The 13,892-nt window shown below is 64.4% G+C and carries 17 protein-coding genes; 9 read left to right on the top strand and 8 right to left on the bottom strand.

All coding sequences use genetic code 11. The annotated features are described in order from the left end of the window. The first annotated feature begins 192 nt into the window (after positions 1-192). The 3 genes from L6637_RS34110 to L6637_RS34100 all read left to right on the top strand — a co-directional run bounded on the left by L6637_RS34110 (position 193) and on the right by L6637_RS34100 (position 2,413). Positions 193-504, top strand: a complete 312-nt coding sequence (locus L6637_RS34110; RefSeq protein WP_128951365.1) for a DUF3572 domain-containing protein — start codon at positions 193-195, stop codon at positions 502-504. Next, on the top strand, positions 501-1,790 hold the full coding sequence (locus tag L6637_RS34105; protein WP_237873380.1) for a DNA polymerase IV: 1,290 nt from the start codon (positions 501-503) through the stop codon (positions 1,788-1,790). The genes L6637_RS34110 and L6637_RS34105 overlap by 4 nt, the downstream gene beginning before the upstream one ends. Positions 1,791-1,987: 197 nt before the next feature. After that, entirely contained in the window at positions 1,988-2,413 is a 426-nt protein-coding gene (locus L6637_RS34100) for an ACT domain-containing protein (RefSeq protein ID WP_237873377.1), read from the top strand. 139 nt (positions 2,414-2,552) lie between these two features. Here L6637_RS34100 and L6637_RS34095 read toward each other — a convergent pair whose 3' ends face one another. Next, positions 2,553-2,954, bottom strand: coding sequence for a RidA family protein (locus L6637_RS34095; RefSeq protein ID WP_128951360.1), 402 nt, complete (start codon positions 2,952-2,954; stop codon positions 2,553-2,555). Between the two features lie 88 nt (positions 2,955-3,042). Beyond that, entirely contained in the window at positions 3,043-3,888 is an 846-nt protein-coding gene (locus L6637_RS34090; RefSeq protein WP_237873374.1) for a cell envelope integrity EipB family protein, read from the bottom strand. Positions 3,889-4,142: 254 nt separating this feature from the next. Between L6637_RS34090 and L6637_RS34085 the strand changes: the two genes are divergently transcribed. Genes L6637_RS34085 through L6637_RS34070 form a run of 4 tightly spaced genes read left to right on the top strand, consistent with a single transcriptional unit; the run spans position 4,143 to position 7,156 of the window. Then, entirely contained in the window at positions 4,143-4,610 is a 468-nt protein-coding gene (locus tag L6637_RS34085) for a RidA family protein (RefSeq protein ID WP_237861623.1), read from the top strand. 10 nt (positions 4,611-4,620) lie between these two features. Continuing rightward, complete coding sequence (locus tag L6637_RS34080) at positions 4,621-5,367, top strand: glycerophosphodiester phosphodiesterase (protein WP_237873372.1); 747 nt, start codon at positions 4,621-4,623, stop codon at positions 5,365-5,367. A 54-nt stretch (positions 5,368-5,421) separates the two neighbouring features. Then, positions 5,422-6,678, top strand: a complete 1,257-nt coding sequence (locus tag L6637_RS34075; RefSeq protein ID WP_237873370.1) for a GNAT family N-acetyltransferase — start codon at positions 5,422-5,424, stop codon at positions 6,676-6,678. A gap of 52 nt (positions 6,679-6,730) precedes the next feature. Then, complete coding sequence (locus tag L6637_RS34070; protein WP_237861620.1) at positions 6,731-7,156, top strand: HIT family protein; 426 nt, start codon at positions 6,731-6,733, stop codon at positions 7,154-7,156. 3 nt (positions 7,157-7,159) lie between these two features. On the opposite strand, the gene tsaA is transcribed toward L6637_RS34070, so the two are convergent. From tsaA to L6637_RS34050, 4 genes are all read right to left on the bottom strand, one after another. Then, positions 7,160-7,651, bottom strand: coding sequence for a tRNA (N6-threonylcarbamoyladenosine(37)-N6)-methyltransferase TrmO (gene tsaA, locus L6637_RS34065; RefSeq protein ID WP_237861618.1), 492 nt, complete (start codon positions 7,649-7,651; stop codon positions 7,160-7,162). 32 nt (positions 7,652-7,683) lie between these two features. Further along, the gene (locus L6637_RS34060) at positions 7,684-8,034 is read right to left on the bottom strand and encodes an AzlD domain-containing protein (RefSeq protein WP_237861617.1); all 351 of its coding nucleotides are present in this window, start codon (positions 8,032-8,034) and stop codon (positions 7,684-7,686) included. Then, positions 8,031-8,771 carry an AzlC family ABC transporter permease gene (locus L6637_RS34055; RefSeq protein WP_237873369.1) on the bottom strand — a complete coding sequence of 247 codons (741 nt, stop codon included), beginning with the start codon at positions 8,769-8,771 and terminating at the stop codon, positions 8,031-8,033. The genes L6637_RS34060 and L6637_RS34055 overlap by 4 nt, the downstream gene beginning before the upstream one ends. A 100-nt stretch (positions 8,772-8,871) precedes the next feature. After that, complete coding sequence (locus L6637_RS34050; protein WP_237873368.1) at positions 8,872-9,834, bottom strand: lytic transglycosylase domain-containing protein; 963 nt, start codon at positions 9,832-9,834, stop codon at positions 8,872-8,874. Between the two features lie 82 nt (positions 9,835-9,916). On the opposite strand from L6637_RS34050, the gene L6637_RS34045 reads away from it, so the two are divergent. After that, a complete protein-coding gene (locus L6637_RS34045) occupies positions 9,917-10,555 on the top strand; it encodes an HAD family hydrolase (protein WP_237873366.1) in 639 nt (212 codons plus the stop codon). Here L6637_RS34045 and L6637_RS34040 read toward each other — a convergent pair. Both L6637_RS34040 and L6637_RS34035 read right to left on the bottom strand, forming a co-directional pair. Then, positions 10,552-11,592: a phenylacetaldoxime dehydratase family protein gene (locus tag L6637_RS34040; RefSeq protein ID WP_237861614.1), complete on the bottom strand. Its 1,041-nt coding sequence runs from the start codon at positions 11,590-11,592 to the stop codon at positions 10,552-10,554. The genes L6637_RS34045 and L6637_RS34040 overlap by 4 nt on opposite strands. 30 nt (positions 11,593-11,622) lie before the next feature. After that, a complete protein-coding gene (locus L6637_RS34035) occupies positions 11,623-12,639 on the bottom strand; it encodes a carbon-nitrogen hydrolase family protein (protein WP_237873365.1) in 1,017 nt (338 codons plus the stop codon). Between the two features lie 206 nt (positions 12,640-12,845). Here L6637_RS34035 and L6637_RS34030 point away from each other — a divergent pair, with 206 nt between their 5' ends. Further along, on the top strand, positions 12,846-13,802 hold the full coding sequence (locus tag L6637_RS34030; RefSeq protein WP_237861612.1) for an AraC-like ligand-binding domain-containing protein: 957 nt from the start codon (positions 12,846-12,848) through the stop codon (positions 13,800-13,802). Positions 13,803-13,892 lie beyond the last annotated feature (90 nt).

Raw genomic sequence — 13,892 nt, 5'->3', positions numbered from 1 at the left:
GGCGCTTCGAAAACTGGATTCAAACTAGCCTCAGATTCGCTTGAGTTTCGTTAAACCCGAGGGGCCACTTTCTGCGATGTGGTTTCCAGTTGCTTGTTTGGGCCAGCAGGATTCGAGGCCGAGACTCAGTCCCTAGACTCGGGCATATTCCAAAGTAGACACCGAAAGTTAACGGAAAGGCAAACCGGGCCCTTGAAAAAGCCTGTTCACAACCCCCGCGAAGTCGCTGAAATCGTTGCGATTCAGGCTCTGTCCTTTGTCGCCGGCGAGCCTGAAAGGCTGGGCCTGTTCCTGGCCGAGACAGGGGTCGGTCCGGAGACGCTCCGGAATGCCGCCTCGGACCCGAATTTCCTGCTCAGCGTGCTCGATTTCGTGCTGCGCGATGACGACACCGTGAAGGCCTTTGCCAAGGCCTCGGAGCTGCATCCGACCAACGTTGCCGCCGCGCGGCAGGTGCTGGGCGATGCGCTCGGCGACCGGACCTGGGAGCGCGACGTGCCGTGACCGCCCCCGATGCGGCCGGACCCCGCTGCTTCTGCCGGGATTGTCTGGCCGATCTGGATATGGGCGGACGGCGCTGTTCCGCCTGTGGCTCCCCTCGCCTCGTCCGTCACCGCGCGCTTGCGGGGCTCACCATCGCCCATGTCGACTGCGACGCCTTCTATGCGACGGTCGAGAAGCGCGACAATCCTGACATCGCCGACAAGCCGGTCATCATCGGCGGGGGCAAACGCGGCGTGGTCTCGGCCGCCTGCTACATCGCGCGGACCTATGGCGTCCGCTCGGCGATGCCGATGTTCAAGGCGTTGGAGGCCTGCCCGCATGCGACCGTGATTCCGCCTGACATGGCGAAGTATGTCCGCGTCGGCCGCGAGGTGCGCCAGGCCATGCAGGCGCTGACCCCGTTGGTCGAGCCGCTGTCGATCGACGAGGCCTTTCTCGATCTCTCCGGCACCGAGCGTGTGCACGGCATGATCCCCGCAAAGGTGCTGGCGCGCTTTGCCCGCGAGGTCGAGCGCGACGTCGGCATCACCGTTTCGGTCGGCCTGTCCTGCAACAAGTTCCTGGCCAAGATCGCCTCCGACCTCGACAAGCCGCGCGGCTTCGCCGCGCTCGACCAGGAGGAAGCGCGGACCATGCTGGCGGAAAAGCCGGTCGGCTTCATTTTTGGCGTTGGCCCGGCAACGCAAGAACGTCTCATGCAGCGCGGCTTCCGCATCATCGCCGATCTCCAGAAGGCCGACGAGATCGAGTTGATGCGACAATTTCCGAGCGAGGGCCGCCGGCTGTGGCGGCTGGCGCGCGGCATCGACGATCGCCGCGTCGAGGCCGACCGCGGCGCCAAGACGATTTCCAGCGAAACCACGTTCGAGACCGACATCCGCGATTTCGCGACGCTGGAGAAGATCCTGTGGCGGCTGTGCGAGAAGACGTCGTCGCGCCTCAAGAGCAGCGAGCTTGCCGGCTCGACCGTCACGCTGAAGCTGAAGACGGCTGACTTCCGCCAGCGCACGCGCTCGCAGTCGATTGCAGCCCCGACGCAGCTTGCCGCAAAGATCTTCTCGATCTGCCGGGAGATGCTGGCGAAGGAGATCGACGGCACCGCCTTCCGCCTGATGGGCGCCGGCGTCAGCGCCCTACGCGACGGCTCCCCCGCCGACGACACCGACATGCTCGACCGCCGCGCCGCCCATGCCGAGCGGGCGGTCGACAGTCTGCGCAAGAAGTTCGGAAATGCCGCAGTCATTCGCGGCCTTGCTTATGACGGGCCGGAGAAGGTGCAGGAGTGATCTCGCGGCGACGGAGGTGTCGATCCCGTCATCCTGAGGTGCGAAACACGTGGCGCAACGCGCCGGGTGGAGAGCCTCGAAGGATAGACGGCCGAGACACAGCCGGGCCGTTCACCCTTCGAGGCCTCCGCTGCGCTCCGGCACCTCAGGATGATGGGGATAGATTCTTACCTCCGACTGCGATGACAGGAATAATCGTGACAGCTGAACGCGATCTCACCGCGCTACTGCAAAACATGAAGCCGGAGCTGCGGCTGGGCATCTTCGTGTTCTGCACGATTCCGCCAACCGCGAGCATTCCAGGGACAGTCACACCGCTGCTGACGTTTCGCGAGCAGGAAGGAACGACGCTGGTCATCCCACTTGAAGAAGCCGAAGCTGCAGGACTAAACCATGCATTTGCTTCGCGCCTCATCACGTTGACAGTCCATTCCGCACTTGACGCCGTGGGGTTCCTTGCGGCAATCACGGCGCCCCTGGCCGAAGCCGGCATCAGCGTCAACGCCGTGTCAGCGTTTCATCACGACCACCTCTTCGTGCCCGCAGACCGGGCTGACGAAGCGATGGCGTTGCTGGTGGGGCTACCACCCTTGCCCCTTTCGAAAAAGGCCAGCATGGCATAATGCCACTGTTTTGCCCGACGCGTCAAACAAAATTCGTAAAATACGAATTAGCGGCATCCGTTCCAAACGCGCTTCTACTGTGCATGGGGTTGTTTTCCACTTCTTGCCGGCACGGCTCGGCAAGGAGGGAACACCGCACTCAATCCGCGACCGCGATCGCCTCGATCTCGATCAGCCACTCCGGCGCGGCCAGCGCAGAGACGCCGACGAGCGTCGAGGCTGGCGGCTCCATGCCTTCGAAGAAGGCCGAGCGGGCCTTGCCGATGATCGGGCGCAGCTCCGGCTTGTAGCCGACGACGAAGGTCGTGATCTTGACGATGTTGGCGTAAGTGGCGCCGGCCGCCTTCAAGGCGTGACCGAGATTCTGCATCACCTGCGTGGTCTGCGCGGCGATATCGCCCTCGCCGACGATCCGCCCCTCCTCATCGGTCGACACCTGACCGGAGATGTAGATCGTTCGCGCCCCGGAGGCGGTGACGACGTGGGAATAAGCGGGATTGTGATGCAGGCCGCTGGGGCGGAGATGATCGAGCTTGGGCATGGGCTGGCTCCCGACGTTTATGATTGGAAGCGAGCGTAACCGGAGATGGCGTTGAGGGCTAGTGTCGCCGCTCAATTGCAGGGCTTCTTCAATTACAGGGCTTGCTGTCCTTGACGTCGAACTTGCCCATCGCGCCGGAGATCACAAAATCGTTGTAATCGAGCACGAGCTGGCGGGAGACGCCGTTCTCGTAAAGCTCGAACGACATCGCGTAGACGGGCGTCTGCTCGCCTTCCTTCTGCTGGGCTTCGCGATCGAAATAGCTGACCGTCACCGGCCAGCGCGTCAGCGATTTCATGTGCTCGTCCGCTGTCGACGGATCTGGCGAGGCGGTGCGGTCGGCGGGGATCGGCTGACCGATCACGGTCAAGGTGTTGTAGACCTTCTGGCCATCGTCGGAGCCGTCATAGACGGAGAGCTCGAGCAGCGATTTGCCGTCCTTGGCGGCGGCGATGATGCGCTGGATCTGTTCGGTCGGGAACACGATCTTGCCGTCGAGGGTGAAGTTCTTCGGCGTCGGCAATTTCAGCTTGACGTTGATGTGGTCGCCGTCGCGCTCCGCTGAGCCGTCGACGAGGCCGGCCTCGGCCTCGTTCATCCGTGTCTCTATCTTGAAGCGATAGCTTTTTCCGCCGGCATCCTCCCAGGAATTGGAGCGGAGGTCGCTGAGCGTGATCTTGCCCTCGCCGCTGTCGAGCTCGGAGACCTGGCGGAATTCGGACGTATATCCCTCGCAAGCGCTGCCTGCGAAATTGTAGAGAATGCGGCCGCGCGCGCTGTTGATCGAATTCGAGCGCGATTTGACCAGGCTCAGATCATAGAGCGCCTGGTGCGCGAGGAACGGACCGTTCGCGGCATGCGCGCTGCTGCCGGCGCCGAGTGCGGCCGCCGCGAGCGCCATCACACCGAGTGAAGTCCGGAAAAGGTGCACCATATCTGTTCCCTGGGGACGCGCAGATTCGACACTTTAATGACCGTTCCATTGCGTCGCAACTGCGGCGGTTTCACGTAAAGTTGCGCCTCTCGGTCGAACCTTCTGACCTGCCTCAAGAAAATGCAGTCCGCCCCGGCCCTCGCGCAGACAAATCCGCTTGCTTGCATGTGGCGGCACGATGGGCGAAACAGGGCGCACCCGGCGGCTACCCAAACGCACCGGACGGACGAGTTTTCAGACATCGAGGTCGAGACATGGCAGGCACGGTCGAGCAGAAACTGGCGGAACAGGGCATCAAGCTGCACCAGGCCCCATCTCCCGTCGCCAATTACGTCCCGTTCGTACGGACCGGCAATTTGCTGTTCGTCTCCGGTCAGGTCTGCTTCGACCCCGCCGGCAAGCTGATCGCCAAGGGCAAGCTGGGCGCCGGCGTCTCGATCGAGGACGGTGCCGCAGCCGCGCGCGGCTGTGCCGTCAATCTGCTCGCGCAGGTCAAGGCTGCGCTCGGCGATCTCGACAAGGTCGTGCGCGTGGTGCGCCTCGGCGGCTTCATCAACTCGGCGCCGGACTTCGTGGACGGACCGAAGGTGCTGAACGGCGCCTCCGATTTGATGGTCGCCGCCTTCGGTGACAAGGGCCGCCACGCCCGCACCACGGTCGGCGTCGCCTCGCTGCCCGCGGATGCGGCGGTCGAGGTCGAAGGCGTGTTCGAGGTCGCCTGAGGTCAGCATCGTGCGTGCTCCGGATTGGCTGACAGCGCGGCCGGTCGCCCATCGCGGTCTGCATGACATCTCTCGCGGCATCGTCGAGAACATGCCGGGCGCGGTGCAGGCCGCGATCGCAGGCAATTTTGCGATCGAGGTCGACATTCAGCTCTCCGCTGACGGCGAGGCCATGGTGCATCACGACCATGCGCTCGGCCGCCTCACCGACGCCACTGGCCCGGTCGTCGCCAAGACCGCGGCCGAGCTCAAGGCCATCACGTTCAAGGACACCCCCGAGCGGATGATGTCGCTCAGTGACCTCTGCGCCATGGTCGCCGGCCGCGTTCCGCTGGTGATCGAGGTGAAGAGCCATTTTGACGGCGACCGCAAGCTGGTGAAGAGGATGGCCGAGGTGCTGGCGTCCTATCAGGGCCATGCGGTCGGCATGTCCTTCGACCCCGACCAGGTGCTGGCGCTGCGCGAGCTGCTGCCCTCCCGCCCGCGCGGTATCGTCGCGCAGCGGAGCTATGAGGACGAATACTGGACCTATCTCACTCAGGAACAGCGCGACAGCATGCTGTACCTGCGCCATGGCTTTCAGACCCAGCCGCATTTCGTCGCCTTCAAGGTCGATCACCTGCCGGCGCCCGCCCCCTGGGTCGCCCGCAACGTCTTCGGCTGCGCCCTGCTCGGCTGGACCACCCGTACACCGGAGCAGCGGACTCGGGTTGCGCAATATGCCGATCAGATGATTTTCGAGGGCTTCCTGCCGTAGGCTTGATGTTCGCGACCCTTGAAGTCGCTGCTGCAATGCACGATCTTGGGCGCAATGGCATCATCCGAAATCACCTTGGAGGCGGTCCCGTCCATTGGCGAAGTCTCGCCGGAGGATTGGGACGCCTGCGCCAATCCTGGCAGGGCTCTTAATGAGAATTCCTGCAATGAGCACGGCTTGGGAATCTCATCCGGGCTTCCAGGCAACTCGCTCGGCCTGTTAAAGTCCGCCTATAACCCGTTCGTCTCGCACGCCTTTCTTTCTGCCGTTGAGAAATCAGGTTCGGCCACGATCCGCACCGGCTGGGGACCGAGGCACCTTGTGGCCAAGATCGACGGCCGCGTCGCCGGAATCGTGCCCTGCTATCTGAAATCACACAGCCAGGGCGAATACGTTTTCGACCGCGGCTGGGCGGACGCCTATGAGCGCGCCGGCGGCCGCTATTACCCCAAGCTTCAGGTCTCCGTTCCCTTCACGCCGGCCACCGGGCCGCGGCTCCTGGTGCGTGACGGCGTCGATCGCGAGCGCATCACCGAGGCGCTGGCGAGCGGCCTGGTGGCGCTGTGCGGCGTCAGCAAGGCGTCCTCGGTGCACGTCACCTTCGCGCGCGAGGCCGAGTGGAAGCTGCTTGCCCAGCACGGCTTCCTCCAGCGCACCGACCAGCAGTTCCACTGGCACAACGAGGGCTTTACGACCTTTGACGATTTCCTGGCGACACTGAACTCACGCCACCGAAAATCGATCAAGCGCGAGCGGCGCGATGCGCTTGCCGCGGGGATCACCATCCACTGGCTCACCGGCAAGGACATCACCGAGGATGCCTGGGACGCCTTCTTCGATTTCTACATGGAGACCGGCTCGCGCAAATGGGGCCGGCCCTACCTCACGCGCGAATTCTTCTCGCTGGTCGGCGAGACCATGAGCCAGGACGTGCTGCTGGTGATGGCTCGCCGCAACAACCGATGGATCGCAGGTGCGATCAACTTCATCGGCTCGGACACGCTGTTCGGCCGCAACTGGGGCGCGGTCGAGCATCACCCCTTCCTGCATTTCGAGGTCTGCTACTACCAGGCGATCGATTTTGCGATCAAGCGTGGTCTCACGCATGTCGAGGCCGGTGCGCAAGGCGAGCACAAGATCGCGCGCGGCTACCTGCCGCGAACGACCCATTCCGCCCACTTCATCGCCGATCCGGGCCTGCGCCGCGCTATCGACGATTATCTCAAGCGCGAGCGCGCCTATGTCGCGGAGGCTGGGCGGGAGCTGGCCGAACTCGGCCCGTTCCGGAAAGGCATCGACGAGGCGCCTTGACGGTTTGCCGTCGCTGGTGACAGTAGGCGCAGAGTTCTTGGGAGCCGCTGCCATGACCGCCTATGACCCGAACAACATCTTCGCAAAAATCCTGCGCGGCGAATTTTCCTGCCACAAGGTCTACGAAGACGAGCATGTCTTCGCCTTCCTCGACATCATGCCGCGCGTGCCTGGCCACACGCTGGTGATCCCGAAGGCTCCTGCCCGCAACATCCTCGACATCAAGGCGGACGACTACGCCCATGTCGCCCGTGGCGCTCACAAGATTGCTGCGGCCGCGATGAAGGCATTCAACGCCGACGGCATCACTGTGCAGCAGTTCAACGAGCCCGCCGGCGGACAGGTAGTGTTTCACCTGCACATGCACGTCATGCCGCGCCATGACGGCGTCGCCATGCTGCCGCCCGCGAGCCGCAAGGAAGACGTCAAGGTGCTGGAAGAGAACGCGGCCAAGCTGATCGCGGCGCTGAAGAGCTGATCGTCACTCCGTCTGGAAATCTCCCGGCTGCGGCGCGGCCAGCGGCGTGAACTCGCAACGATCCGGCTTGATGTCGATCAGCGGCGTATTGTCGATGCAGTCGAGCCCGCGCACCAAAATTGCATTTCCTTCGATGCCGACGAGCTTGACGATCGAGGTGCCGATCGGATTGGGCCGCACCGGCGAGCGCAGCGAAAAGGTGCCGCGGGTCTTCTCGTTGTTCTTCGGGCTTTGCAGCACGATGTCACGGCGCGACTGGTCGAGCCAGTAGAGCACTTCGAGATTGCTGTAGAAATCGACGCCCTTGATCGCCGGCACGAACGGCTCGAAGATCTCGAGGCGACAGATCGGGCCGTCCTGGCGCCCCTGCCGCGGCGTCTCCAGCCGCGAGGTCCAGGGCGTGCGGATGCGGCCGATGAAGACGAGGCCGGCATCTTCCGTGGACGGCAGCTCGATGGCGACCTCGCCCTCGCGGAGCTCGTTTTCGCGAACCATATTTCCTGTTCCTTGGCTGTTCGGAGGCGGTTTTAGCCTAACCACCACTTGCCGGCCAGCATGAAGACTTCACCGGCGACGACGCCCGCGAAGATCGAACGGCGGGTCAGCAGAAACACGACGAGGCCGGCGGCCACCGCACCATAGCGCAGAGCATCCGGCACGCTGGCGAGCGCACCGGGCGGCTCGACCACGATCTGGGCGATGACGCCGGCGAGGATCGCGGTCGCGACCGCCCTCACCCAAACCAGCAGTTCCGAACCCTCATCGATACCGCCGCCGAACCACAGGCCGAGCATGCGCCAGATCTGGTTGGGCACGACCCCGGCGACGAACAGCACAACCAGCGCCTGCCAATCGCCGATCAGTTGCGCGGCGCTCATGCGCGCACCTCCCGCCACCAGTGCACGCCATAGGCGATCGTGCCGGCCGCCACGCCGCTGACGAGGATGTCGAGACCGGAGTTCATCCTCGCGGCCAGCGGATAGAGCAAAATTCCAAGCGTCAGCGCGACCACGTCTGCGACCTCGCGGCTATTGCGTGCGGTCGAGAACAGGAACGACAGCGGCGTCAGCAGCAGGATCGCAGCGCCCAATGTCTGCGTGAGATTGGCGGCGAGGAAATAGCCGAGCGTGTTCGCGGTCAGGCACACCGAGACCAAGCCGAAGCCGAGCCCGTTGACGAAGGCGATGCGTCGTTCGCGCGGCACAAGCGGCAGGAAGCGATGGCATTCCACCCACAGCGTCACCGCCGTCAGATGTGCCGCGAAAAACAGCTCGCGCCGCTTGGTCGTCGGCGTGCGCATCAACGGCAGCACCGAGACTACCATCGGAAACAGCCTGATCGCACTGACGGTGACCGCGATCGCCGACTGGATGATGGTGGCGCCCGAGCCGAGCGTCGTGATCAGGATGATCTGCGCGGGCCCCGCCCAGACGAACAGCGTCGAGCAGAGCGCCCAGAGCAAGCTGAATTGGGTGTCATGAGCCAGCGCGCCGATGCCAAGATAGGTCGCGAACAGGACGAGCGTGAGGATCGTCTGCGTGATCGAGCGCACACCCCAGGCGAAGGCGCGCCACGGGCTTTGCCATTGCGGGGAATCGAGCGAAGGAAGCGCCACGGGAGACTGGCCGACCGGAGAGGAATCGTGCCTGCATAACGGGCAATGCAAGCACCCGCGTCAAGGAAGCCTGCGGCGGGGCTGGCATGCACGGTGCTCCCTACCCGCTGACGCCGCGGTTCTTCAGCACGAAACACGCCCCGCCCGCTTTGCGGATACGGTTACAGAGATCGTCCGCCTCACTTCGCGTGTCAGCGCCGATGCGCACCTGATAGAAGGCGTGCGAGCCGCGACTGCGGACCACCGAGGAGAGCAGGCTGGGATCATGGTCGCCGATGACGGCAGTGAGGCGCGTTACGGCGCGGGAATACATCGCCAGCGCCTTGTTGCGGTCGAAGCCGGCCGCGAGCTGAACGCCCCAGATCTTCGCGGCAGCGAGCTCGACATGCTGCTCGAGCTCGGCGACGAACGGGTTCGGCGCACGCTTGAGCAGCGCCATCAGGTCGCGGCAGCTCGTCGGCGGCGAGCTCGGCGGTTCCTTGCCCGTGCTGCCGGCCTTGGCCCATGCGTCGACCGTCGCGCCAGTGATGGCGTAGACGTAGTTGCGCGTCTGCTCGGGCATGCCGCCGGTGCCGGCGAGCCACTCCTGCACCCGTCGCGGCCCGGCATTGTAGGCGGCGGCAGCGAGGCCAAGATTGCCGAACTGGTTGCGCAGCTCGTTCAAAAACTCGGCCGACTTCGGCAGCGCCTGCACCGGATTGAAGGGATTGAGCAGTCCGCGCTCGCTCGCCGTTCCCGGCATGAACTGCGCAATCCCCTGCGCCTGCTCGCCGCTGCGCGTCACAGGCCCCACTGCATCGGCCTGGAATCGGCTCTCCTGCCAGATCACGCGGGCGAAGAATTCGAGCGGCAGGTTGGCATCGCGCGCGGCCGCCTCCACGATCAGACAGATCGACTCCCGCGTGTCGCTCTCGCGCGCTGGCTCGTTCCCCGCCTGTTTTGCCGGCGCCTCGGGGCCAAGCTGCGTCGGAGGGACCGGGGCATCCTCGGCAAGCACCGGCGTGCAAACGAACGCCGCCGCGAGCAGCCAACAGATCAGCTTCTGAGCCCCGGCGAACGCCATGTCGCTCCCAATATAGGCCCTTGAATTCGGACCCCAAGGCAACTAGCAACGGCAGGAATTAGCAACGCCGAGCCCGGCCAGGATGCAGACAATCTATTTTGATCTCGACGGCACGCTGACCGATCCAAAGCCCGGGATCACCGGTTCGATCCAGTATGCCTTGAAAAAACTTGGCATGGCGGTCCCGAGCCAGGACGAATTGACCTGGTGCATCGGGCCGCCGCTGCATGCGAGCCTGAAGGCGCTGACCGGAACCGAGGCGCTGGCCGACCAGGCGCTCCTGCTCTACCGCGAACGGTTCTCCGAGGTCGGGCTGTTCGAGAACACACCCTATCCCGGCATCCACGACACGCTGGCGGCGGTGGCCGCGACCGGCACGCGCATGTTTGTGGCAACAAGCAAGCCTGCGGTCTACGCCACCCGCATCATCGATCATTTCGGCCTGAAGTCGTATTTCGAGCGCGTGTTCGGCTCCGAGCTCGATGGCACCCGCGTCGACAAACGGGATCTGCTTCGCTACGCGCTCGACGAGGCAAGAGTCGATGCGGGCAGCGCCGTCATGATCGGCGACCGCAGTCATGACGTCGTCGGCGCCCGAACCAACGGCATGACGGCGATCGGCGTGCTCTATGGCTATGGCAGCGAGGCCGAGCTCCGGGATGCCGGCGCGCATCACATCTGCGCCGCGCATCCGGAGCTGCTCGGCCACTGCGTCGGCTAAGCGGTCACCGTCTCGACCGCCGCAAGCATTCCCGTCTTCGGATGGCAGTTCAGATATTCGAAGAACTGCTCATCGGCAGCCGCCACAGTGACCTCGTGATAGAGCCGCAGCTTCGCTGACGGCCCCAGCGTCGAGAGATATTTCATCGCCGCGCCGAATATCTTCACGTGAGTCGGATGCGATTCCGCCCAGCGTTCCAGTGCAGCGAGACTCTTCCACCAGCTCTGGCCGTAGGATTTTTCAGTCGCCTTGCCGTCAACCGAGAGCACCTGCATGTAGCGGTTGGCATAGCAACCGATCCCGAGCCCATCGTCGCGCAGGAAATCCATGCCCTCACGCAGCACCGGCTCGACGTCGTCGAGATAGAGCTTTCGCTCCGACGCCTCCGTATCGCTCCAGTCCTGCCCGGAGCGGATCAGGCAAAGATTGTCGTGCGCCTTCACGCGCAAGCGTGCACCGTCACGGATCAGCTCAGGATTACCGCCCGGCGACATCGGGTCGGTCTGCGACAGCGGAATGCGGTCGCGCATGCCGCCCCAATAGGCGTGCTCCTGGACCTCGCCGCTCATGCTGTCGGCGATCGCTGCGACCCCTTCGGGCCTGCCGAGCGAGGAGAACAGCGTTTCATGCCGCGCCACGGTGGGGCGCAGCACCTCAATGAAGGTGCCGATGCCGTCGCGCGGCTTTCCGGTCCACGCCTGATGCGCTGGCGCAAACCAGGTGTCGAAGCGTGCGATGTCATCCCAATAGGCCACCGTGACGATGTTGGTATGTCCGGCCTGATCGACATAGTGCGCGCGGTCCCAATGCGTGGGACCGCCCTCGCCGGCAAACAGCCCGGCGATTTCAGCGAGCGCGCCCATCGCAGCCGCCGACGCCGCCCCGCGATGCTGCACGCCGAAATAAGCCATCACCACGCGGCTCACACCGGGCTTGTAGCGCGCCACGAAGGATGGATATGGCGGCTGATAATCATCGGGCACGCGCTTGTGGCGCGTGCGCTGGGTTTCAAGATGCGCGGGAATTGCAGATTCCATGCTGGTACCTCCTCCCTTCGATCCCGGTGATCAGCTCGCCGCCGCGGCAATGTCCGCGGGGTCGATGGTGTCGACCGGCAGCGCGAACTGCTCGACGCGCTTGTAGGGCTTCTTGTTGAGCAGCAGCCGCGTGACGTCCGGCCGCGAATAATGCCCGGCAGGATCGGCGGCGTTCTTGGCAACGCCGATGGCGCCGAGATCGATCTCGGCGATCAGCAGTCCCTCCTGGTCCGGTGCGAGCTTGTCGCCGATCTGGCTGCCATCGGGGCCGTAGATCGCGGCAAAACCGCCGCCGACATGCAACAGCGCATTCTTGTCCGGCCGGTCGCAGAGTTCGTCGATCATGGCCTGCGACACCGTTGCGCAAGGCGCCAGCACGAAGCACGAGCCCTCCACGGCATAGACGCGCGAGGCAGCGTTGTTGACCTCGGCGCCGAGCGCCGGCGCGAAGGGATCGTAGAGCGAGAAGCTCGGCCAGGCCGCGACATGCACCTGCTCGTTCTGGGCGTACATCGCGTATTTCGACAGTGGCTGGAGATGCTCCCAGCAGCACAGCGCACCGAGGCGGCCGATATCAGCGCGCGCATGGACCGCGAGATCGCTGCCGTCGCCCTCGCCATAGACGGTGCGCTCGGCATGGGTCGGCCGCAATTTGCGGCGTTTTGCGATGGTCTCGCCGTTGGGGCCGATCAGCCATTGCGCGAGGTAAAGGCTGCCGCCGTCGCGCTCGGACAGGCCGATCACCGCGGTCAGCTTCGCCTTGCGCACGGCGTCACGCAGACGCTCGGCCTGCGGACTGTCATAGGATAGCGAATTATCGAAATAGCGCTGCACGAAGCCGCGGCCGATCGCCCAGGCTGGCGAGTCCATCCAGATATGCCAGGGGTAGCCGGGGATGAACGCCTCCGGAAACGCGATCAGCTTGGCGCCCTTCTCGGCCGCCTCCCTGATCAGCGCGACCGATTTGTCGATTGAGGCGTCGAGGTCGAGCCAGGCCGGCGCCGCCTGCACCACCGCGACCTTGTATTTCGGATGTTCGATGCCCATTGCCGCCTCCCTTGCCGGTTGATCCCAAACCACGTCCGATGCAGTCTATTGGGCCAAGCCGGGCGACCGCGCGCTCGACCACGGCGGAACAAAAACTCGACTGGCAAAGACACTGGTAGGGATCGCGCCCCGGTACGGAACTTGCCTGCAATCAGGCGGATCTGCGCCACCATGCGGTTTGCTGGACGTGAAAGGGAGGCCTGACGATGACAATCCAGTTCACGACAGACGGCAGCCCCGGTTACCGGCGGCTCGCCCTCTGGCAGGACATCGTCTGCGACGTGTTCGTCGGGCTCGACTGCAAGTCCGACCTCGGCAGCGCTTTTCACGGCTCGGTCACCCAGGCCCCGCTTGGCAAAGCCGTCTGCTCCGAGGTCTGCTCCGAGCGCCAACACGTCTTCCGCACGCCCTCGCGCATCGCGCGCTCGGATCAGGACTATGTCCTCGTTGCACTTGGCAATCGCGGCGATGGTGGTGTGACACAGGACGGCCGCGAAACCGTGATCCATCCCGGCGAGTTCGCACTCTACGATACCACGCGTCCCTATGAGCTGAAGTTCAGGGACACGTTCTCCCAGAGCATCTTCAAGGTGCCACGCGAGATGTTGCAGCGGCGGCTCGGCGGCACCGAGACGCTCACCGCGATCACGTTCGCGGCCGACGCGCCGCTCGAGCGGCTCGCCTATGATTTCATCTTCCGCCTTTGCCAGAGCGCGGATCGGCTTGCGCCGAGCAGCGCAACTGCGCTGTCCGAGCAGGCGGTCGACTTGCTGGCGATGGCGCTGAGCGAACGGCTCGGCGCCACATCGCTGCCATCTTCGACGCATCGCTCCGCATTGCTCTACAGGCTCAAGGCGCATATCCGCGCGCGCCTCGCCGATCCCGACCTCTCGCTAGCCGACACGTCCGCCGCGCTCGGCATCTCCGCGCGCTATGTCAACGATCTCCTCGCCGACGAGGACACCTCGTTCCAGCGCCATGTGCTTGCAGAGCGTCTGGCACAATGCCGGCGCGACCTCGCCTCGCCCCTGCTCGCCCATCGCCACATCAGTGAGATCGCGTTTGCCTGGGGCTTCAACGACGTCTCGCATTTCGGCCGCGTCTTCCGCGAGCATTTCGGGATGTCACCGCGCGACTACAGGCAAAGCCAGCTGCGGCACTGAGAGGCCCGCTGCCAAATTCCGATAGGCGAATTCACGGGATCTTCAGCAGAGGCGGCGTAGAAATGCCACCCGTCCACTAGAGCCGTCTCG

This window comes from Bradyrhizobium zhengyangense (assembly GCF_022012435.1).
GTDB classification, from domain to species: Bacteria; Pseudomonadota; Alphaproteobacteria; order Rhizobiales; family Xanthobacteraceae; genus Bradyrhizobium; species Bradyrhizobium zhengyangense.
Note: the sequence above shows the minus strand (reverse complement) of the source record. Positions and strands in the feature narration are given on the sequence as shown.